21 protein-coding genes are annotated in these 19,884 nt (G+C 61.8%); 4 read left to right on the top strand and 17 right to left on the bottom strand.

Annotation, left to right across the window (positions count from 1 at the left end):
* Positions 1-32 precede the first annotated feature (32 nt).
* Together P3T22_RS07300 and P3T22_RS07295 are read right to left on the bottom strand one after the other, a co-directional pair.
* Entirely contained in the window at positions 33-1,544 is a 1,512-nt protein-coding gene (locus P3T22_RS07300; protein WP_063499530.1) for a sugar ABC transporter ATP-binding protein, read from the bottom strand.
* A 95-nt stretch (positions 1,545-1,639) separates the two neighbouring features.
* Entirely contained in the window at positions 1,640-2,638 is a 999-nt protein-coding gene (locus P3T22_RS07295) for a sugar ABC transporter substrate-binding protein (protein ID WP_236720979.1), read from the bottom strand.
* Between the two features lie 312 nt (positions 2,639-2,950).
* On the opposite strand from P3T22_RS07295, the gene P3T22_RS07290 reads away from it, so the two are divergent.
* Positions 2,951-4,048, top strand: coding sequence for a LacI family DNA-binding transcriptional regulator (locus P3T22_RS07290; RefSeq protein ID WP_429324628.1), 1,098 nt, complete (start codon positions 2,951-2,953; stop codon positions 4,046-4,048).
* A gap of 18 nt (positions 4,049-4,066) precedes the next feature.
* Here the strand turns inward: P3T22_RS07290 and P3T22_RS07285 are convergent, their stop codons facing one another.
* The 15 genes from P3T22_RS07285 to P3T22_RS07215 form a co-directional block, all read right to left on the bottom strand.
* Complete coding sequence (locus tag P3T22_RS07285) at positions 4,067-4,804, bottom strand: helix-turn-helix domain-containing protein (RefSeq protein WP_429324627.1); 738 nt, start codon at positions 4,802-4,804, stop codon at positions 4,067-4,069.
* A gap of 90 nt (positions 4,805-4,894) precedes the next feature.
* Positions 4,895-5,245 (bottom strand): cupin domain-containing protein, encoded by a 351-nt coding sequence (locus P3T22_RS07280; RefSeq protein ID WP_063499533.1) that lies wholly within the window; start codon positions 5,243-5,245, stop codon positions 4,895-4,897.
* Complete coding sequence (locus tag P3T22_RS07275) at positions 5,242-6,219, bottom strand: quinone oxidoreductase family protein (protein ID WP_429324626.1); 978 nt, start codon at positions 6,217-6,219, stop codon at positions 5,242-5,244. Before P3T22_RS07275 ends, P3T22_RS07280 begins: the two co-directional genes overlap by 4 nt.
* 11 nt (positions 6,220-6,230) lie before the next feature.
* Positions 6,231-6,770: a gamma carbonic anhydrase family protein gene (locus P3T22_RS07270; protein ID WP_063499535.1), complete on the bottom strand. Its 540-nt coding sequence runs from the start codon at positions 6,768-6,770 to the stop codon at positions 6,231-6,233.
* Complete coding sequence (locus P3T22_RS07265) at positions 6,767-7,648, bottom strand: 3-keto-5-aminohexanoate cleavage protein (protein ID WP_429324625.1); 882 nt, start codon at positions 7,646-7,648, stop codon at positions 6,767-6,769. Before P3T22_RS07265 ends, P3T22_RS07270 begins: the two co-directional genes overlap by 4 nt.
* Before the next feature lie 17 nt (positions 7,649-7,665).
* Entirely contained in the window at positions 7,666-8,415 is a 750-nt protein-coding gene (locus tag P3T22_RS07260; protein WP_063499537.1) for an SDR family NAD(P)-dependent oxidoreductase, read from the bottom strand.
* Between the two features lie 14 nt (positions 8,416-8,429).
* Positions 8,430-9,272: a dioxygenase gene (locus tag P3T22_RS07255; protein WP_082855510.1), complete on the bottom strand. Its 843-nt coding sequence runs from the start codon at positions 9,270-9,272 to the stop codon at positions 8,430-8,432.
* Positions 9,273-9,430: 158 nt separating this feature from the next.
* Entirely contained in the window at positions 9,431-9,676 is a 246-nt protein-coding gene (locus P3T22_RS07250; protein WP_429324624.1) for a hypothetical protein, read from the bottom strand.
* 11 nt (positions 9,677-9,687) lie between these two features.
* Entirely contained in the window at positions 9,688-10,041 is a 354-nt protein-coding gene (locus tag P3T22_RS07245) for a Rieske (2Fe-2S) protein (RefSeq protein ID WP_063499540.1), read from the bottom strand.
* 8 nt (positions 10,042-10,049) lie between these two features.
* The gene (locus P3T22_RS07240; protein ID WP_181448437.1) at positions 10,050-10,247 is read right to left on the bottom strand and encodes a hypothetical protein; all 198 of its coding nucleotides are present in this window, start codon (positions 10,245-10,247) and stop codon (positions 10,050-10,052) included.
* 61 nt (positions 10,248-10,308) lie between these two features.
* Positions 10,309-11,367, bottom strand: coding sequence for a maleylacetate reductase (locus tag P3T22_RS07235; RefSeq protein WP_063499542.1), 1,059 nt, complete (start codon positions 11,365-11,367; stop codon positions 10,309-10,311).
* Between the two features lie 6 nt (positions 11,368-11,373).
* Complete coding sequence (locus tag P3T22_RS07230; RefSeq protein ID WP_063499543.1) at positions 11,374-12,837, bottom strand: aldehyde dehydrogenase family protein; 1,464 nt, start codon at positions 12,835-12,837, stop codon at positions 11,374-11,376.
* Positions 12,838-12,932: 95 nt separating this feature from the next.
* The gene (locus P3T22_RS07225) at positions 12,933-13,925 is read right to left on the bottom strand and encodes a hydroxyquinol 1,2-dioxygenase (protein WP_429324623.1); all 993 of its coding nucleotides are present in this window, start codon (positions 13,923-13,925) and stop codon (positions 12,933-12,935) included.
* Between the two features lie 37 nt (positions 13,926-13,962).
* Positions 13,963-14,454, bottom strand: coding sequence for a hydroxyquinol 1,2-dioxygenase (locus P3T22_RS07220; RefSeq protein WP_429324622.1), 492 nt, complete (start codon positions 14,452-14,454; stop codon positions 13,963-13,965).
* A gap of 173 nt (positions 14,455-14,627) precedes the next feature.
* Positions 14,628-15,593 carry a LysR family transcriptional regulator gene (locus P3T22_RS07215; protein WP_063499546.1) on the bottom strand — a complete coding sequence of 322 codons (966 nt, stop codon included), beginning with the start codon at positions 15,591-15,593 and terminating at the stop codon, positions 14,628-14,630.
* A 337-nt stretch (positions 15,594-15,930) separates the two neighbouring features.
* Here P3T22_RS07215 and P3T22_RS07210 point away from each other — a divergent pair, with 337 nt between their 5' ends.
* From P3T22_RS07210 to P3T22_RS07200, 3 genes are read left to right on the top strand one after another with little or no spacing between them, the layout of a single operon-like run.
* Positions 15,931-16,290: a HigA family addiction module antitoxin gene (locus tag P3T22_RS07210; protein ID WP_063499547.1), complete on the top strand. Its 360-nt coding sequence runs from the start codon at positions 15,931-15,933 to the stop codon at positions 16,288-16,290.
* A gap of 25 nt (positions 16,291-16,315) precedes the next feature.
* Positions 16,316-17,803 (top strand): ATPase domain-containing protein, encoded by a 1,488-nt coding sequence (locus tag P3T22_RS07205; protein ID WP_429324621.1) that lies wholly within the window; start codon positions 16,316-16,318, stop codon positions 17,801-17,803.
* Entirely contained in the window at positions 17,790-19,853 is a 2,064-nt protein-coding gene (locus P3T22_RS07200) for an ATP-binding protein (protein ID WP_429324620.1), read from the top strand. The genes P3T22_RS07205 and P3T22_RS07200 overlap by 14 nt, the downstream gene beginning before the upstream one ends.
* Positions 19,854-19,884 lie beyond the last annotated feature (31 nt).

The raw sequence follows: 19,884 nt of genomic DNA, 5'->3' as shown, positions 1-19,884 counted from the left end.
ACACCGACTCGTTCAACAGTTGCTTCCATGATTTAGCTCCCGTGCATCGCCAGGCGAAGAATGTTCTGTTCGCTCAGGCTTTCTCTGGGCAATTCACCCGAGACCACGCCTTCGCGCATGACGTATGCGCGATCGCAAACATGAACAATCTCCGACAATTCAGAACTGATGAGCAGAACGGCGGCACCGTCTTTGATCAGTTTCTCGATCAGATTGAAAATTTCCGTCTTTGCGCCTATATCAATGCCGCGCGTCGGCTCATCAAATATGAACAGCTTGCAGCCGGCGCTGAGCCATTTGCCAATCACGATCTTCTGCTGATTGCCGCCGCTGAGGACACGAGCGCTCTTACCGGGGTCACCAGGTGCGATCCGCAAGGAATCAATGAGCGCTTTAGTCGCACTCCTTGCTTTCTCCGCTTGATACCATCCTCTCGGGAAAAGTTTCCACAGGCTGGCAGTGAGCAGGTTTTCATGCACGGAGCGCTTCAGCGCCAGCCCCTCCTGCTTCCGGTTCTCAGGAATCAGCCCCACGCCCATCGCCGCGACTTTGTGAGGACCGCCGGTCACCGCCTCCCCAAAAACGGTGACCTGGCCGGTTTCAATCGGGTCCGCGCCGAAGACCGCCCGCACGACCTCCGTGCGCCCGGCGCCGACAAGTCCCGAGAGTCCGACGATCTCGCCGCACCGGACCTGCAGGTCGACACCGCGAACGCCGGTGGTGGTGGTCAGCTGGCGCACGTCGAGCGCGACCTTGCCCGGCTCGCCGAAATATTGGCGCTTGTACACCGTCCCGACTGACCGGCCCACCATCAATGCGATCAGTTCATCGGGTGTCGCCGCGGTGGCCAGCATCGACTGGACCAGACGGCCGTCACGCAATACCGTGACGCGATCGCCGAGGTCGAACACCTCCTTCATGCGATGGGAGATATAGACAATCGCAGCGCCGGACTCGCGCAGCTTCCTGACGACGCTGAACAGCGCCTCGGCCTCGCGATCGGAAATCGCTGCCGTCGGCTCGTCCATGACCACCACGCGGGCATGGTGCGAGAGCGCCTTCGCGATCTCCACCATCTGCTGCTGCGCAACGCCGAGGTCGGCCGCGTACGCGTAGGTATCGTAGGCAAGTCCGAGTTCTTCGAGCGCGGCTCTCGCGTCGAGATGCATCTTGCGATGATCGATCAGGCCAAAGCGATTGCGCGGTTCACGCCCCAGGTAGATGTTCTGCGCGATGTTCAGATGCGGTACGAGGGAGAACTCCTGGAAGATCACCGCAATGCCGAGTCGTTTGGCGTCGGCGGGCGACTCGATTGTGATCGGCTGGCCGTTGCTGAAGAACTCGCCGGAGTCGGCTCGATACGCGCCGAACAGTACCTTCATCAAGGACGACTTCCCTGCGCCGTTCTCCCCGAGAAGCATATGCACTTCACCGGCATACAGCTGAAGGTCGACGTCAGTCAGGGCGCGCACGCCCGGGAAGCTCTTGCAGATCTTGCGCAATTCCAGAAGAGGCACGCCGAGGGTCGGAATCGTTGTTTCCATGTTTGCCTTCATTGTGTGGCTTGAGCAGTCACTGGCGGTGCCGGCGTATCGTTCGAGCGATATCCGGCAGCGCGGCAGCGCGAACGCGTGGCGCGTTAGTTACTCACGACATCGCCCCATTTCGGGCACTGCCGTTTGTCGCCCGGCACTTCGAATGGCGCATAGTTCGTTTTGTCGATGACGATGCCTTTGATCAGAATGGTCTGCGGAACGGGCTCCTTACGCACCGTCTTCACGGCAGCCATCGTGGCAATGCAGCCCATCTTGTAGCCGTTGAATTCGGCGGTCGCCAGCAGCCGGCCGTCCTTGATCGCTTTGACCGACTCCGGCACGCCCCCGATACCCACCACCTTGACCTGCTTCTGGCCGGCCGCCTCCAATGCCTCGATGGCCCCCATCGCCATCACGTCCGCCGCCGCCAGAACACCGTCGATCTTCGGATTCGACTGAATCAGGTTCTCCATCACCTGAAGCGCCTGCAAACGCTGATAGTTCGCCGGCTGGGAGGCGAGCAGCTTGACGTTCGGAAATTCCTCCAGCGCCTTGTGAAAACCGCGCACCCGTTCGTCACTCGTGGTGGAACCCTTCACACCTTCGAGAATGACGACATTGCCTGTCCCGCCCATGCTCTTCAGCAGATAACGGCCGACGTCCAGCCCCAGATTGAAGTCATCGGCAACGACGACGGAGGCGAATTTTCCGCCTGCGACCCGATCGTTGTAGTTGATGATGGGGATGCCGATCGCATTGACCTTCTCGATCTCCGGAACGACGCCATGAGGGTTGACGCCCATGAACAGCACGACGCTGGGTTTCTTGACACTGACGTCCTCGAGCTCGCTGAGCTGCTCGCCAAGATCATTGGGACGCGTCGGCGCGTAATGGGTTACCGAAACGCCGAGATCCTTCGCTGCTGCGTCCACGCCGGCGTGGACGAGCGCGAAATGCGGATCGACCTGATTCTTGTAAAAGGCCGCAACGGTCTCGCCTGTTGCAAACGCGTTGGGTCCCGCGGCCATGCCCAGTGCGAACGCACAGGTGATGAGAATGCGTTTTTTCGCCAGTCGGCTCGTGAGTTTTGTCGTCAGTTTCAAGGTCGTCTCCGTTTAACTGTTTTTCGGCGGCCCTCAAGCGAGTGCCCGGTACGCCAGCCCGGTTGCAGGAATGCATCCCGGGAAGCACATTCAATCTTGCGCACAATCAATGCAATCGTTTGCTTTAAAGCAAATCAATTAGTAATCTTTTACTGTGTCACGAATGCAGTTTTTACCTTTTTACTATGCAACAATCTTTATGCAAACGTATGCATATACTATCCCGATAGATACACTTGTCAATTCATTTATGACGCCCAGCACATAGGGTTTGTACCTGCAACATTGAGAGCAACCCTTTGCACCTATACAATGACTTCCATGGCCAAAACATCAGAATCCCGGGCAACGAGCCGCGTCACGATTCGCGAAGTCGCGCTGCATGCATCTGTCAACGCGTCGACGGTCTCGCGCGCCCTCAATCCTGCAACCCGTCACCTGATCGGAGACGAAGTCGTCCGCCGGGTGCTGGCGTCCGCGAAATCGCTGGGCTACCGTCAGAACAAGCTCGCGTCGGCGCTTCGCGGGGGCCAGTCGAGGGTGGTCGGGGTGTGCCTGCCCGATATCGAGAACCCGGTATTCCCGCCAATTGTCTGTGGCATCGAAGAAGAACTCGCAGCCGTTGGCTATGGCGTCCTGATCGCCAACACCGTCGGCACGTTGAAAGACCAGGAACGCATGCTTGAGCAGATGCTCGAGCGCCAGGTGGACGGCCTGGTCCTCGCAACCGCGGCCCGTCACGACCCCCTGGTGCGCCGCTGCATTCTCGACGGCATACCCGTCGTGCTGGTGAATCGCGCGGAGGAAGGCGGACAGGTGCCGGAAGTGATTAACGACGACTTCCTCTCCATGAGGCTTGCGGTCGATCACCTGGTGGAGCTAGGGCACAAGCGGATTGCGCATCTCGCCGGCCCTGAGCGCCTCGCAACCGGCCTCTCGCGAATCCAGGGCTTCCAGATGGCGACGCAGCAGCATCGCCTGAGCGGGACAGTCATCCTCGAAGCCGCCGAATTCACGCGGGAAGCGGGCCGGGTGGCCTGCGACCAGCTGCTGAAAGAGCACAAAAGCGTGACTGCGATCATTGCCGCGAATGACCTGATCGCGCTGGGGTGCTATGACGTGTTTGCAGCACAACATCTGACGTGCCCAAACGATATTTCGCTCATCGGCCACAACGACATGCCGCTTCTCGACATGCTCCATCCGCCGCTCACCTCGCTGCGCATCCAGCACCGGGAAATGGGCCGCCAGGCCGCCAGACTGCTGCTCGGGATGATTGCCGCACCCGGCGCGGCCCCACACCGCATTACGCTCCCCCCCGAACTGATGGTGCGCGGCTCGACCGCCGCGCCGCGCAACACGCCGTTGCGAACGAGAACATCGAAAACCGCGCCCGCTTCTGCCGAGTGAGCATAGAAGCGCTCAGGTTCAGCCTGAAGCGCTTCGTTCAGGCAAGCGGATGCACTGAAGCGCGAGCCACTCGCGTGGTGAATGGCCGATCCGCAATTTAAAGAGCGTCGAAAACGCGCTCGATGTGAAGCCAAGAACACGGGCCGTCTCCGCCACGGAAATCCCATGTACAAGGGCGCACATCGCCGCCCCTATCTGCACCTCCCGGCGCCATCGGCCGACACTGGCGCCCAGTTCCCTGGTAAAAATCCGGCTCAAGGTGCGGCAGCTGACTGCCGCCCGGTTTGCCGCGTCCTTGAGCGCCAAATCCCTGGTTGGATGCATGAGCAGCACCTCGCATAGCGCCGCGACACGGCTTCCGGATGACGGCATGCGGACAGCAAAATGCCCCGCGGTTTCAGGCACCGCGCGCAGCTCGTCGGCTAACAGGGCCACGACCGCTGCATATGAGCGTTCGATAGTCGATCGTTGCGTCGCCGAGAAAATCGCGATCAATACGTCGGAGCAATTCAGAACGCGCGCCGCCGGTACAAAATCGGCACTCGGGACGGTATCGATTCGCAGCGCGCAAATATCGGCTTTGTACACGGCCAGGACGCAATAGGTGACAGCCTGCGGAAGCCAGATGCCATTGCCTTGGGTCACACAGTACGCGCGCCGGCCCGCCGTTATCCATGCGCCGCCTTGCCGCACATAGAGAAAGCAGCCGGCAGCGGCGGCCTGGGCATGCCGCTGTTCACCCGCGCCAAGCCGCATATCTGTCGCAACACAGCTGGAATGCATCATGCGCAACCTTTGCGGGCCGCCATGGAAAGCATGCGGGCGGTCATCGCTGCCGTCGCCGTATCAGCATTGCTCAGGCCGCAGAAACGGCATCGCCAGCAGAATCTTCGCCGGGCTGCGGGAACGGTTGTGCAATGCGCGCCGTTCTCCCGGTGCAATGCGGCACGAATCGAAGGCCGTGAGAATAGCCTCACCTTCATCGGTCACCACGACGACCTCACCTTCCAGCACCACATAATGTTTTTCAACGGGCGACGCATCCGATGTGGTGTAGCCGCCCGGCTCGATCGCCGAAACGCCTAGCCACAGCGATTCCGCCGGTCCGGCTTCATGGCCTTGAAGCCGGACGCACCGCATTGAAAAGTGGTTGGGCGGAAAATATTCCGGCGCCTCTTCGAAGCGGGTTACGTTCATGGCTTGAGCAGAACCCGGTTAGCCGCGCCGCGGAAAACGGCCTGATACGCGAGCGCCGCGTCGGAGAGATCGAAGACAAAATCATCAACGATCGGAAACGGCTTTAACGTGCCACGTTCGAATTCCGGCAGCAACGCGTCGAGAATGAGTGCGCCTTCCGTGCTGTCGAGCGCGAGCGTATCGATGCCGACATAGGTGTGCTGCCCCCGATAGAACGTGAAGATGTCAAATGGCACCGGACGTTCGATGGTAGAGATGAAAATCTGCGTCCCTCGCACCGCCATGGCCTTGTTGGCTTTTTCGAAGTATGGACTGCCAACCGTGTTGTACACGATGTCCGCGCCGTGGCCGTCTGTCAATTGACGCACCACCTCGTCGAGGTTTTGCGACGAGGCGTCGATCATGGTGACGTCGGCGTTCGCATGGCCGATGTACGGTTCATTCGTGCGCTCGACACCCAACACCTTCGCCCCGGCCTGGGTCGCAAGCTGGATCGCTGCCTGCCCCACCTTCCCGTTTGCGCCCAGCACGAGGACGACGTCGCTCTCCTTCACGCCGCCCGCTCGTTGCAGTCCTTCGAAAGCGGTCACGAAGGGGACGCCGATCGCGCCCGCCTCCTCCATGCTCAGATTGGCCGGCTTGGCGCGCACACTGCCCACGGGCACAGCGAGATAGCCGGCATGCGTGCCGTCGCGCCGGATACCCAGTTCGCCGCCGCTGCCCCACACTTCCTTGCCGAGCATCTCCTGCGGCCCCTCGACAACAACGCCGGCGTAATCCCGGCCCGGCGTGCGCGGCCAGACCGCATGCGGCATGAAGCCCAGCACCGCCTTCACGTCGCTCGGATTCACCGCGGCGCTCACCACGCGCACGAGACACTCGGCAAAGTCGACGTCCGGCGCATCTTGCGCGCCAATCTGCAGATCGAGCGATTCGATGTCGGCGCTCTTTTCCAATACACGAACTGTTTTCATTGTTTGATTTCCTAAAAGGTCAAGATGACAGGTCGAGCGGTTTTATAACGCTCGGCAAGTGTCGCGTAGCGGACAGCTGACGCTGCCATGCCCTCGAATTCTTCATCACTCAGCGTGCGCAACAGCCGCGCCGGGTTTCCCGCCCACAACTCACCCGCCCCTACCACCTTGCGCGGCGTGAGGACCGCCCCTGCGGCCAGCATGCCGCCCGACCTGACGACGGCCCCATCGAGTACGCGCGCCCCGAACCCGACAAACCCCATGTTTTCTATGGTGCAGGCGTGCAAAATCGCGCCATGGCCAACGGTCACGTCATCCCCGATGATCACTGGCAGACCGTTGGTCGTGCCGTGGATGACCGTGCCGTCCTGGATGTTCGTGCGCATGCCGACCACAATTTTCTGGACGTCGCCGCGCAGCACGCAGTTGTACCAAACGGACGACTGGCGGCCGATGCTCACGTCGCCGACTAGTGTCGTGCCATGGCCGATGTAGACGCTCGGATCCACCTGTGGCGCGCCAAATACCGACGCGTCCTGAAGCGCGCTCATCGTTTCAGCCCCAGCAGCTCGCGCGCCTCCTGGCTGCTCGCCAGTTCGCCGCCCAGCGAATGCACGATGTCGCGCGCACGCGTGACCAGCTCCGCATTGCTTTCGGCGAGCACGCCTTTGGCGATGTAAATGTTGTCTTCAAGTCCGACCCGGACATGGCCGCCCGCCAGCCATGCCTGGGCGACGATCGGGAATTCGGAACGGCCGACACCGAAGGCCGACCAGACGGCCTGACGGGGTAGCAGGTTACGCGCGTAGAGAAGCGTTTCCGGACTGGCCGAGAAGCCGTATTTGACGCCCATCACCAGGGTCCAAAGCCCCGGCCCGTCGAGAACGCCCTCCTTGATCAGGTCCAACGCGAGGTGCAAGTCGCCGGAGTCGAAAATCTCAAGTTCAGGCTTGACACCCGCCTCGCGGATGACGTTAGCCATGCGCGTGACATTCTTAGGTGTATTGATGACAACGTCGCCGCCGGAGTTCATCGTATTCAGGTCGAGGCTGCAGATGTCCGGCTTGAGTTCGAGAATGTGCTCGACGCGCCTTTCCGGTGGCAGCAAGGTGGTGCCTGGCGCCGCGACCCTGGGGTCGTCGTCGCTCGGGATGAAGCGGCCGCCCGGGCCTGTGGTGAGATTAATGATGAGGTCGGCATTCACCGCGCGGATGCGCTCGATGACTTCCCGGTAAAGCGCCACCTCCATCGAGGGCCGCCCCGTCTCGGGATCGCGCACGTGGATGTGAACGGCGGCCGCACCGGCGCGTGCCGCATCGAGCGAGGCGGTCGCAATCTGCCCGGGGGTGACCGGCAGCCCCGGGTGCTGCTCCGGTTTGGTGATATTGCCTGTTACAGCACAGGTGATGATGGTCTTGCGGGAATGCATGGTGGGCCTCGCTGCAACTAGTTCAGGCGACGGCCACCGTCGACGACGATGGTCACCCCGGTGCTGAATTTCAGATGTGTGGCACAGGCCTCGATGGCCGCCGCGATATCGTCCGGCGTCGCGATGCGGCCTAGCGGCGTGGTGGCCGCGACCTTGTCGTTGAAGTCATCGCCACGCCCCGGAACGAACGAGGTGTCGACCACCCCCGGGGACACGTTCAGGACACGAATGCGAGGTGCAAGCGCACGGCCAAGCGAGGCCGCCATCACATCAAGCCCGGCTTTGGCCGCGCAGTAGGCGATGTTGCTGCCATTGCCCGTGGTGCCGGAAATCGAGGAAACGTTGACGACCAGGCCGTCCCCCGACGCATCGAGCAGTTCGCGGAAAGCGCGGATGGCCGCGAATTGCCCGCGCCAGTTGACCTTCAGAATCTCATCGATCAATTCGTCGGTGAGCGCATTGAGGTCGGAATGCTTGACGGGCTGGGTGAAACCCGCCGTGTTCACGAGAATATCGGCGCGGCCATACCGGTCGCGCACCAACCCGGCCAGCGCGTTCAGGCTCTCGCTCTCGGTAATGGCAGCGAGCGCCGCGGTATGGCCCTCACCCGGCAGATCGTCGGCTACCCGCTGCGCTTTGGCGAGGTCACGCTGACCGACCACCACGACGCGGGCGCCGGCTTGCCCAAGACGGTGAGCCGCAGCAGCGCCGATACCGCCGGTTCCGCCGAGGATGACCGCAACCTTCCCTGAAAGTGTGTTCGACACGTGAGACCTCTTCTTTACTTGATGGGGGGAGTTGGGTAGGTCGGCGTTCCTTCGGCAAGAACGAAGTCGTAGTCGAGCGTGTAGTACAGCCTGTCTATGTCCTGCCTCGGACCCGTGCTGGAATCGTGGCGCTGGAACGTGCCGACGAGACGGCGGTTGACACCGAACACGACGTCGGAATTCAGATGCTCCGAGTCATCGGCGAACACTTGCGAGACCAGCGTTGCGTAGCCTTGCGCGATGATCACGAAGTGCAGATGCGCTGGCCGGAACGGGTGGCGATTCTGCTGTTCAAGCAGCACGCCTACCGGCCCGTCAGTGGGCACAGGATAGCCGGCGGGGCGCACGCTCTTGCAGGTGAACCGCCCTTCGCTGTCGGTGTAGAAGTGACCGCGCAGGTTCTTGTCGGGCTGGCTCGAATCCTGGTTTTCGTACAAGCCGACTGGCGAGGCCTGCCAGACGTCGACTTTGGCGTTGGCAACAGGCTCGCCTTTGGTGTTGAGCACGCGTCCGCTCACGATGAGCGGGGAGCCGGGCGAGTTCTCGCATGCGATGCTTTCACCATTCGCGTATTGCGGCGAATCACCCCGGTAGAACGGCCCCAGCAGGGCGCCCGGTGTGCGACCGCTTGCGTCCGAGTTGTTCAGCAACGTAACCAGGGTTGAAAGACCCAGCACGTCGGCGAGCAGAACGACCTCGTTGTGCTTGTCGTTGCAAGCCAGGCCGACCGCCCTCACGAAATCAAGGCCCTTCTCGAATTCCTCGTCAGTCAGCTTGACCTGCTTCAGGAACGCGTGGCCATGCTCCACCAGCGCGTCGAGGAGCTCCTTGAGCCGGGGATTGTCAGTCTGGCTCATGGCCGCCTTGACAACCGCGGTGATCGAAGCGGCGTCGTCGACGATGTTCTTCAGATGGTTTGAATCTTCCACGGGGCATCTCCATCAGTGCAATCGTTTGCATAATAAATTGCAAATTTGCCGATGTCAAAGCCTAAAGATGCCATAGTTAACCCTGATTACTCAGTCAGGCAGGGCGATTCAGACATTCGCGAGTTACGCAACCGATTGCGCACGAATGGCTTCCCGCTCAAAAACTCGTGCGCAAACCAATGCGCGCGAGCGTCTGCGACCGGTTGCTCGCCGCGCCGTCCGGCTGCAACAAGCCGTTGATCCACGCCCGCGTCACCGCCGCATCGCCCCCCCGCGCGCTGATAAATCGCTTCGACGTAACCGGTGGTGCGCTTCGATTTCGTCTTCTTCATGCCCGTCTTCTTCACTCGTCATTGAATATCTTTCGCTGCTCGATACGGATCGCAACGCGCGTGAGCGCCGCGCCCTCGCATGGGCCGTCGATGCACTGACCGTCTTCGAAGCGGAACATCGCGCTGTGATGCGCGCACATCAGCAATTCCGCGTCGTAGGCCCAGAAAGTATTCGGTTCGTAATTGAGCGGAATCGAAAAGTGCGGGCATACGTTGCGGTAGGCCCATGCGTCGTCGCCGCGGCGCACAACGACGATGCCTGGCGCGCCGCTTTGCTGAGCCGGAATTTCAAGCGCACCGCCGTCAGGAATGTCGTCGAGCGCGCACAGGAAGACCGCCAGAGGTTCGGGATTCGCCGCGTTCATGGCCGACCTCATGCACGGTGGGGAGTCGACGGCGCTTCGACAAGCGTGATGCTCTGCGACTCGAAGCTGCCGGTGGCGACCGAACGCGGATCCGCGGAGAACACCTGTTGCAACACGTTCTGGATCACGATCGACAATCCGAACGTGACGATCGGCGACGGCAGCGCCGCCCGCTGCGAGCGTGACGAAGCGGCGGCGTTTGGCATCGAAGGAATGTGCGTCCATGATCGTCTCCTGAATTTTTTTGTATGAGTGGGGTCGTTCGCGCTAATCCGGCCGTCTGCCTTCGAAGGCAGCTTCCAGCAGCGTGCGTAGCGGCGTTCGTTCGACTGGCCGCGGATTCCAGTACGGATTCTTCAGCGCGAGATCGAGCGCGACGTCGAGATCGGTTGCGCTCACACCGATGTCTTTCAGTGCGGTCGGCGCGCCGTGATCGCGTGCCAGATCGAAAACGCCTTGCGCGGCGTCGTCGGCATGCAGCGCGCGAGCAATGCGCTTCATCGCCTCGGGTGCGGCCGCGCGGTTATAGGCAAGCACGTGCGGCAACACGATCGTGTGCGTCTGCGCATGCGGCAGATTGAACGTGCCGCCGAGCGTATGGCACAGCTTGTGGTGCAGCGCCATGCCGACGCTGCCGAGTACCGCGCCGCACAGCCATGCGCCATACAGGCACTCGCCACGTGCAGCGAGATCGTCCGGCTGCTGCATCACGCGAGGCAGGCCCTGGCCGAGCGCGCGGATCCCGTCTTCCGCCATCAGCGCGACGATCGGGTTCGTGTCCTGCGCGTAAAGCCCTTCCGCCGCGTGCGCGATTGCGTTGATGCCGCTCGTCAGCGATAACGCGGGCGGCAGCGAGGTGGTCAATGACGGGTCGTAGATCACCGTCTTCGGCAGCACACGCAGATCACGGCCGGTCTTTTTGACGCCGTCTTCGGTCAGGCCGTATATCGGCGTCATTTCGGAGCCGGCATAGGTGGTCGGAATCGCGATGATCGGCAACGAGGTTTCGAGCGCGATCGCCTTGCCGAGTCCGGTTGTCGAGCCACCGCCTATCGCGATCGCGCAATCGGCGCCGACCTGCGTGGCAAAGTCGCGGGCCGCGCGAGCGGTTTCGATCGGCACGTGCATCACGGCTTCGGCATAGACGCCCGCGGCCCGCGAGCCAAGGCTTGCAGCCAGCGCTTCGGCCTGGGCGCGCTGTTGCGGCGTGGACAGCACGATCGCCCGCGTTGCGCCGAGCAAACCGATCTCGCGATCGAGCTGGTCGAGACTGCCCGCGCCGAAGATCACGCGGGACGGCAGGCCGTTATAGATAAACGGTTCCATGGTGGTTCAGCGCGGGTAGTAAGGGGGAATCTGCGCATCCACGTTGACCCAGACCGACTTGGGCTGCGTGTATTCGCGCATCGCTTCGAAACCCATCTCGCGGCCATAGCCGCTCGCGCCGACGCCGCCGAACGGGGACGCGGGGCTTACGCGCTTGTAGCAGTTGATCCACACCATGCCGGCACGAATCTCACGTGCCACGAGATGCGCGCGTTGCAGGTCGCGGGTCCAGAGACCCGCGCCGAGACCGTACTCGGTGCCGTTCGCAATCGCGAGCGCTTCTTCGTCCGTGCGGAATGTGGTGACGGTCATGAACGGACCGAACACCTCTTCCTGCGATACCCGATGCTCCGGCTTTGCCTCAACGATGGTCGGCTCGACATAGCAGCCATTCGCCAGCGCGGCATCGTCCGGCGCCTTGCCGCCCGCCAGCACGCGGCCACCCTGTTCGCGTGCGACGTCGACGAACGACAGCACGCGGTCGCGATGCTGACGCGAGGTAAGCGGGCCCATTTCGGTCAGTGGATCGAGCGGATTGCCGATCCGGATCGTGCGGCTCAACGCGGTGAACTTCTCGAGCACTTCGTCAGCGATCGATTCGTGAACGATCATCCGCGAGCCGGCAATGCACGCCTGCCCCTGGTTATGGAAGATCGCGAATGCGGAGCCTTGCACGACGGCATCGATATTCGCGTCGCCGAATACGATGTTCGCGCCCTTGCCGCCGAGTTCGAGCTGTACCTTCTTCAGATTGCCGCTCGACGCCTGCACGATCTTGCGGCCGATCGCAGTCGAGCCGGTAAAGGCGACCTTGCTGATCTCCGGATGCTCGGCAATGTACTGGCCGGCGACATGACCCAGGCCCGGCAGGATATTGACGACACCGTCCGGAAATCCAACTTCGGCCATCAGTTCCGCGATGGCGAGACTCGACAACGGCGTGAGTTCGGCGGGTTTCATGATCACGCAGTTGCCTGCGGCGAGCGCGGGCGCCATCTTCCAGCTCGTGAACATCAGCGGAAAATTCCACGGCACCACCTGTCCGACAATGCCGACCGGCTCGCGCGTCATGTAGTTGAGAAAGCCCTGCTCGACCGGAATCACCGAGCCCTCGAACTTGTCGGCCATGCCGCCGAAATAGCGGAACGTAGCCGCCGTGCGCGGCACGTCGAGATTGCGCGTGTCGCGAATCGGGTGGCCGGTGTCGAGCGATTCGAGACGTGCCAGCGCGTCGGCGTTCGCCTCGATTGCGTCGGCTAGCTTGAGCAGCAAGCGCCCCCGCTCCATCGCGGCGAGATTGCTCCACTTCGGAAACGCCGCTTTCGCCGCCGCCACGGCGCGATCGACATCGGCGGGTCCGGCCATCGCGACGTCGGCAATCACCGAGTTGTCGTGCGGATTGAGGGAAGCGAGGGTCTCGCCGTTTGCAGCCGGCACGAAGCGGCCGCCGATGAAGAGTTGCGTTTGCATGTCAGTCCTATGCAAGTAAAAGCGGGGCGTGACATTCCCCGCGGCGCCAGCGGTCTGGCGCCGTTCGATCGACGATCGGAGGGAATGCCGGGGCGTTACATCTGGATCGGATACGGCGGCAGTTCGCCGCTTTCGTAGCGCTTCGGCAGATCGGGCGTGGCGTTCTCCCACACCAGCAGCATCGAGCGCTTCTGCGAATAGCCCTTGTGGCGGATGTCAGCCGGCATGGCGGCGATATCGCCCGCGTTCATCGTGATGCGTGCGCGCGGCTCGCCGCTGTCCTTGTCGGCGACGTCCCAGATGATCTGGTCGGACAGTTGCAAGAACCACTCCACACGGTCGTTGCCATGAAACACCGGCAGCACGAATTCCTCGGTGGTCGGGCAGAACAGGCTCTGCTGGCAGACCGACGTAACCGACGGATTCCACGTCACGTCCGAGCGCGACAGGTACTTGAAGAGACTGAACGCATGCAGTGCGCCTTCAAAGCCGGGCTCCGCGTGAATCTCCGGTTCGTCCTGGCCGACGTCCGCAAACTGGCGGTTGACCGGCAAGTCGTCGCGCAACGGCGAATCGCCTTCGAGACCCGGCATACGCTTGGTGGCGATCCGCGTGCGCTCGATCGCGGCGATGTTGTCGCCATGTTTCGTGCCGAACGCGGAGCCGGTTTCTTCGGGTGCGGCGAACGGGTCGAAGCCTTCGTTGACCCAGTCCCTCAGAATGGCCTTGAAGGTCGCCATGATGAGCGGCGTATCGAACTGCTGCGCGTGATCGATACCCGCTTCCTTGAAGCTCGCGTTGTACGCACCGGCGTACATGTCGACCTTGCCGTAGTGATTGCGCGTGCCGATCACTTCGTCGAAATTGACCCAGCCGTAGAAGAAGCCCCAGGCCACGTCGCGCATCATCGCGCGCAGGAAGTCGTCGGCATGCATCTGGTGCGAGCGGGTCTCGCCTTTGGCCGGCCATTTGACGGTAGCGAAATAAGCATCGCGGCTGAATTCGAAATCACCGAGGCGGAACGTGCGATAACCGGACACCGCGTCGGCCTCGCTCGCGGTGACGTTTTGCAGGGTGCTTTTGTCCATGATGGGCTCCAGGAGAAGATCGATCGTGTAGAGGGAATCAGTGGATGCAGATGTCGGCCCACTTCTCGACCGAATAACGTCCGAGGATCGTCTGCACCAGCAGCACGCCCTTCGTCTTCGCTTCGAAGCGATATGCGGCGCCCGCGGGCAGCAGCGCCTGATGGCCGCGGCGCAGCCGCACAAAACCCATCGACTGGCCCGACGGCTGGCCGTCGAGCCGCACGCTGCCTTCGGTCTGCGCGTCGACCAGCGGTCCGTCCGACGGTTTGATGAAATAGATATCGATCTCGCCGTCGAGCACGACCGCGAATTCATCGTGCGACGCAGCGAACCACGGCGATGAGCCTTCCGCGCGCAGTGTCTCGATCACGTACTTGAGATTCTTGCCGACGACGATTTTCTCGTAGGGCGCTGCACGGCTCGCTACGTCGAACACGTTCGACATCGCGTAATGCTCCGGTTTGCCCTTGATGATTTCGATGGAGCCTTTGCGGAAATTGTCCAGGCTGCCGAACCAGGTCTGTTGCATGTCTGCCTCCAGTTAATCTACGAATCCACGAATGCGTTGCCTGGATCGAAGATTAAGTTGCGGCAGGCGCAACAGCAATGTTCTGAGGGTCGGGAAACGCGAACCCTGGGTGCTTCAAAATCGCGCCAGGGAAACTACCTGGTGGCGAACCCCGAGAGCCCTGCGGGGGGTTCTCAGTCCTCGGCCAGCTCCTCGCCGACGCTTTTGGTCTCGTCGTCCGGCGGCGTGATGCCGAGCGCCCTGTCCCACTGCGGTTCGCGCAGATAGCGGGTGCGCAGGAAGTCGACGAAAGCCTTGACCTTGGTGGTCGAGCGGTGTGAGGCGGGATAGACCGCCGACAGCCACAGCGGCGGCGCCGCGTACTCCGGCAGCACCCGTTCAAGGCGCCGCTCGAGCAGATCGGCCGCGGCGACCATGGTCGGCAGATAGACGACGCCCGCACCGGCCCGCGCGAACTCGAGCAGCAGGTGCACGCTATTGGTTTTGAGCACGGGATTCAGTGCGATTTCGAAGCACTCGCTGCCGCGCATCAGCGGCCACTTGTCGCCCCAAGGATAGTACGAGTAACGGGCGAAATCGTGCCGCAGCAGGTCGAGCGGCGTCTCGATCACCGGCTCTTCCTTCAGATAACCGGGTGCGGCGCACAGCACGCCACGCACGGGAAACAGACGCCGCTCCACCAGCAGATTCGACGCCGGCGGATAGATCTGCAAGGCCAGGTCGAAGCCTTCCTGCACCGGATCGATCACCCGGTCGTTGACGGTCACGACGAACTCGACGCGTGGGTAAGCGGCGCGGAATTCGATCAGCGTTTGCGAAAAATGGCCAAGCGCGAAACCCGGCAGAACGTGAATATTGAGCGTGCCGGCGAGCGCTTGCGGATCGCCGCGCGAGCGTCCGGACAGATCGTGGACCTTGTTGACCAGTTCGGCGCATTCGCGGTAGTACGTCTCGCCGAGCTCCGACAGGCGCACTGCCCGCGTCGAACGATGAAACAGCGGCACGCCGAAATGGTCTTCGAGCTGCTTGACGCGCGAGGTCACCACCGATTTGGCGACACCCAGCTGGCGCGCGGCGCCGGCGAAGCTCTGCGCTTCCGCGGCTCGTACGAACGCCTCCATCGACATGAACAGGTCCATGCTGTCTCCTCCGGTCACCGTGGCCTGCAGGCCGCTTTGGCCTTGTTAACGGAAGTGTAGTCTGCTTCGGGAGTCTGGGCCGGGGCACCGCTTGCGTAGGCAGGATCGTTTGCGACCGTGGGTCAAACCGGACAGCGACGCAATCAGAGGATCGCGTCACACCGATACGTGGGCGCCCCGCTCTCAGAGCAGAAGCTCTGGCATAGGCAGGGCGAAATGTCCGTCGACACGAGGCCGTAGTCTCATGAGGAACCGTGACGCATAAATAGCGCGCGCTTACGGCAGAACATCCTGTGATACTCTGGACCGAGTGTCATACGGGAGTTGACAGCGCGATATGAAAGCGGCGGCCGCTAAAGGGTCTTCAAGACTCGTCGAAACACCCCACCCGGGCACCTTCCTGCGCGACCATGTTTTACCTGGCTTGACGCTTTCGGTGAGCCAGGCCGCTCGCGATCTCGGAATTTCGCGCCAAACGTTGCATCGGATCCTCGACGGCAGCACTGCGATCACCCCGGAGATGGCCACGCGCCTTGGGGTGCTCGCCGGGTTACCCCCTATCTTCTGGCTGCGTATTCAGTGCGAGTACGACCTCCAGCGAGCTCGCGTTTCACTGGCGGACGCTCTGCTCCGAATCCCAAGACGCACTCTTCCCCACAAAATCATGAAGGAACTGGGAGCGCTCAATGGACGCTGAGACAGGCATCACAGGTACGAGACCCATGGCCCCAACCGGCGTGCCGGGATTGGACGACGTTCTGAGCGGCGGCCTGACTCAAGGAAATCTTTTCCTTCTCGAAGGCGAACCTGGGACCGGGAAAACCACTATCGCTCTGCGTTTCCTGCTGGCGGGCGCGGAGACCGGCGAGCAAGGTCTTTACATCACCTTGTCCGAAACAGAACAGGAGTTGCGCAGCGGTGCGGCTTCTCACGGCTGGCGTCTGAACGACAAAATCGAGGTGTTCGAGGTCGTGCCGCCGGAAAGCCTGCTTGACGCCGACCAGCAGCAAAGCCTGTTGTATTCCTCAGACCTCGAACTCGGTGAGACCACCAGGCTGATTCTGGGCGCTTTCGAACGGGTGAAGCCAAAGCGCGTAGTCCTCGACAGTTTGTCGGAAATACGTCTGCTCGCTCAAAGCTCTTTGCGATATCGCCGCCAGGTTCTCGCGTTCAAGCATTACTTTTCGCGCCATGGTGCGACAGTCCTGTTGCTGGATGATCTGACCTCGGACGCTGCGGACAAAACCGTTCATAGCGTCGCCCACGGTGTCATCAAGCTTGAGGAGCTTGCGCCCGACTATGGGGCCGAGCGGCGCAGGCTCAGAGTCGCGAAGTACCGCGGCCACGCGATTCGTGGCGGATATCACGACTTCTCGATCAAGAAGGGCGGCATTTCAGTGTTCCCGCGCCTCGTCGCGTCAGAACATCGGACGAAGTTCGAGCGCCGGCAGATAGCCAGCGGCGTCGCCGAACTGGACGCGCTCCTTGGCGGTGGTGTGGAGCAAGGGTCCAGCACGCTGGTTCTTGGTCCAGCTGGTACAGGCAAGAGCACCTTCGTGCTCCAGTTTATTGCCGCAGCGATCGCACGAGGCGAGAAAGCGGCGCTATTCGTCTTTGACGAGGAACTCGGACTGCTGTTTGACCGAACCCTCGCAATGGGTTTTGATCTGGAAGCCATGCGCGACGCGGGCAACCTGCTTATCGAGCAGGTCGATGCCGCGGAACTGTCTCCTGGCGAGTTCGCTCATCGCGTACGCGAGCGCGTCGACCATGCGCAGGCAAAGACCGTGGCCATCGACAGCCTGAACGGCTACCAGGCTGCGATGCCCCAGGAAAACGCGCTGGTGCTGCATATTCATGAGTTGCTCCAATATCTGAACAGGCAAGGCGCGACCACTTTTCTGACCGTGGCGCAGCACGGCCTGGTCGGCGATATGAAGGCGCCGGTGGATGTGACTTATCTCGCGGATACAGTCATCCTGCTGCGTTATTTCGAGGCCTTGGGCCGGGTGCGGCGCGCGGTCTCCATCATCAAGAAACGCACCGGTCACCACGAAGAATCCATCCGGGAGTTTCGCATCGGCCAGAGCGGCCTGATCCTTGGCGCACCTCTGGACGATTTTCAGGGGGTGCTGCGCGGCGTGCCGACTTTTGTCGGCACTACCGGACCGCTGCTGACCCCGGGTGCGGCCGGCAATGAACCCCACTGACCGCACCCTCTGCCCGGTATTAGTGTTCACGCCGGCAGGGCGGGACGCCTCCGTGGCGCTTGCCCTTCTGCGCGAAGCGAGAGCGGAAGCGATTGTGTGCCCGGACCTCGTGCGTTTCTCTGCCATGCTGAGCGACGAGATCAGTTGCGCGGTCGTCACCGAAGAAGCGCTCCGCGGTGGTGACCTCCGTGCGCTAGCGGCCTGGGTAGCGGCGCAACCCGCATGGTCAGACTTCCCGTTTATCGTGCTGACCCAGCATCGAGGCACGCCGGATGGAGATGGGCAACTCGCCGAGCTATCGACGATGCTCGGGAACGTGACCTTTCTCGAGCGTCCGTTTCACCCGACGACATTTATCAGCGTGGTAGGCACCGCATTGCGCGGCCGGTTTCGACAGTTCGAGGCCCGCTCCCGCATTGAAGAGTTGCATGAGGGCGAGGCGCGCCTGCACACCGCGCTCACGGCTGGCCAACTGGGTTCCTGGGAGCTGGATCTGTCGACCTCCGGCCTCATCACGTCGGCCACCTGCAAGGCAGTCTTCGGACGTGTGCCGAACGCGGATTTCTCATATGGGCAACTCATCGCGAGCGTCCATCCCGACGATCGTGACCGGATGCGGAACGCCGTGAACGAGAGCTACGCAACAGCCTGCGATTTCACGATTGAATGCCGCACCGTCTGGCCCGATGCAACCCTGCATTGGGCTGAACTTCGCGCCCGCCTGGTACGCGACGGATCACGGAATGGTATGCGGCTTGTCGGCGTGGCATCCGATGTCACCGCGCGCAAAACCACCGAAGACAGCCTGCGCCGTGTCAATGAGACGCTTGAAACGAAAGTTGCCGAGCGGACCGCGGAACTCGAACGTGCCCATCAGGTTGTCCTGGATGAGATCCGGCAACGCGAGCGCACAGAAGAACTTCTGCGCCAGGGTCAAAAGATGGAAATGATTGGCCAGATAACCGGAGGTGTGGCCCACGACTTCAACAACCTGCTGATGGCGGTGATGGGCAATCTTGAACTGTTGCGCAAGCAGATTCCGGACGATCCGAAGACGGGGCGTTTGATCGACGGCGCCCTTAAGGGAGCGCAACGGGGTGCCGCCCTGACGCAACGTCTTCTGGCTTTCGCAAGGCAACAGGACCTCAAGATTGAACCGACGCATCTCTCCCACCTGATTCGCGGGATAACTGACTTGCTGGAACGGTCGATCGGGTCGCAGATAGAACTCAAGCTCGACCTACCCGATACGTTGCCGCTTACCTTGGTGGACGCAAACCAGATCGAGCTCGCGTTGCTCAATCTTGTCGTCAACGCCCGCGACGCGATGCCGGACGGGGGGACATTATCAATTAGCGTTGACGTGGCTAATTCGCCGGGGCGAGATGAACTTACAGCCGGTGACTATCTGTGCCTTACCGTTAGCGACACGGGAAAAGGCATGGACGCCGCAACGCTCGCCAAGGCGACGGAGCCTTTCTTTACGACCAAGGAACTCGGCAAGGGCACCGGACTGGGCCTGTCGATGATTCACGGACTGGCGCTGCAATTGAACGGCTCGCTACGGCTCGAAAGTGAATTGGGGCGTGGCACCCGGGCATCGTTATGGCTGCCGGTTACTTCACAGGAGCCGATTGCGCCACGGCTGACAGAACCTAAGCCTCAAGGCAATCCTATCGATTCCATACATGCCACCATCCTCGTCGTCGATGACGACGCCTTGATTGCCACAAGCACGGCGTACCTGCTTGAGGACATGGGGCACGAGGTCATTGAAGCGGACTCCGGCGCAAAGGCACTCGAAGTACTGAAGAACGGGCAGAAGGTGGATCTCCTCATTACCGACTACTCGATGCCAAAGATGACCGGAGTGCAGTTGGCCATCGCTGCACGCGAGTTGCGACCGAACCTTCCGATTCTCCTCGCCACAGGCTACGCCGATCTGCCACAGGGGGCGAGCCTGGACATCCCAAGGCTGCGCAAACCGTATCAACAGCATCAGCTCGTGGCAGAGATAGCCCGGGCTCTTCAAAACGCGCGCTCTGACTAGCTTCTTTGCGGGCCGCACGGGGTCGACAGCT

It is taken from the genome of Paraburkholderia sp. GAS348 (assembly GCF_050434205.1).
Classification (GTDB): Bacteria; Pseudomonadota; Gammaproteobacteria; order Burkholderiales; family Burkholderiaceae; genus Paraburkholderia.
This window is presented reverse-complemented; position numbering and strand designations above follow the sequence as displayed.

What these genes read in the sequence shown, in the direction of transcription:
- P3T22_RS07300 (WP_063499530.1), bottom strand. Translation starts at nt 1,544, where the DNA reads ATGGAAACAACGATTCCGACCCTCGGCGTGCCTCTTCTGGAATTGCGC.
- P3T22_RS07290 (WP_429324628.1), top strand. Translation starts at nt 2,951, where the DNA reads ATGACTTCCATGGCCAAAACATCAGAATCCCGGGCAACGAGCCGCGTC.
- P3T22_RS07285 (WP_429324627.1), bottom strand. Translation starts at nt 4,804, where the DNA reads ATGCGGCTTGGCGCGGGTGAACAGCGGCATGCCCAGGCCGCCGCTGCC.
- P3T22_RS07280 (WP_063499533.1), bottom strand. Translation starts at nt 5,245, where the DNA reads ATGAACGTAACCCGCTTCGAAGAGGCGCCGGAATATTTTCCGCCCAAC.
- P3T22_RS07275 (WP_429324626.1), bottom strand. Translation starts at nt 6,219, where the DNA reads ATGAAAACAGTTCGTGTATTGGAAAAGAGCGCCGACATCGAATCGCTC.
- P3T22_RS07270 (WP_063499535.1), bottom strand. Translation starts at nt 6,770, where the DNA reads ATGAGCGCGCTTCAGGACGCGTCGGTATTTGGCGCGCCACAGGTGGAT.
- P3T22_RS07265 (WP_429324625.1), bottom strand. Translation starts at nt 7,648, where the DNA reads ATGCATTCCCGCAAGACCATCATCACCTGTGCTGTAACAGGCAATATC.
- P3T22_RS07255 (WP_082855510.1), bottom strand. Translation starts at nt 9,272, where the DNA reads ATGAGCCAGACTGACAATCCCCGGCTCAAGGAGCTCCTCGACGCGCTG.
- P3T22_RS07250 (WP_429324624.1), bottom strand. Translation starts at nt 9,676, where the DNA reads ATGAAGAAGACGAAATCGAAGCGCACCACCGGTTACGTCGAAGCGATT.
- P3T22_RS07245 (WP_063499540.1), bottom strand. Translation starts at nt 10,041, where the DNA reads ATGAACGCGGCGAATCCCGAACCTCTGGCGGTCTTCCTGTGCGCGCTC.
- P3T22_RS07240 (WP_181448437.1), bottom strand. Translation starts at nt 10,247, where the DNA reads ATGCCAAACGCCGCCGCTTCGTCACGCTCGCAGCGGGCGGCGCTGCCG.
- P3T22_RS07235 (WP_063499542.1), bottom strand. Translation starts at nt 11,367, where the DNA reads ATGGAACCGTTTATCTATAACGGCCTGCCGTCCCGCGTGATCTTCGGC.
- P3T22_RS07230 (WP_063499543.1), bottom strand. Translation starts at nt 12,837, where the DNA reads ATGCAAACGCAACTCTTCATCGGCGGCCGCTTCGTGCCGGCTGCAAAC.
- P3T22_RS07225 (WP_429324623.1), bottom strand. Translation starts at nt 13,925, where the DNA reads ATGGACAAAAGCACCCTGCAAAACGTCACCGCGAGCGAGGCCGACGCG.
- P3T22_RS07220 (WP_429324622.1), bottom strand. Translation starts at nt 14,454, where the DNA reads ATGCAACAGACCTGGTTCGGCAGCCTGGACAATTTCCGCAAAGGCTCC.
- P3T22_RS07215 (WP_063499546.1), bottom strand. Translation starts at nt 15,593, where the DNA reads ATGGACCTGTTCATGTCGATGGAGGCGTTCGTACGAGCCGCGGAAGCG.
- P3T22_RS07210 (WP_063499547.1), top strand. Translation starts at nt 15,931, where the DNA reads ATGAAAGCGGCGGCCGCTAAAGGGTCTTCAAGACTCGTCGAAACACCC.
- P3T22_RS07205 (WP_429324621.1), top strand. Translation starts at nt 16,316, where the DNA reads ATGGCCCCAACCGGCGTGCCGGGATTGGACGACGTTCTGAGCGGCGGC.
- P3T22_RS07200 (WP_429324620.1), top strand. Translation starts at nt 17,790, where the DNA reads ATGAACCCCACTGACCGCACCCTCTGCCCGGTATTAGTGTTCACGCCG.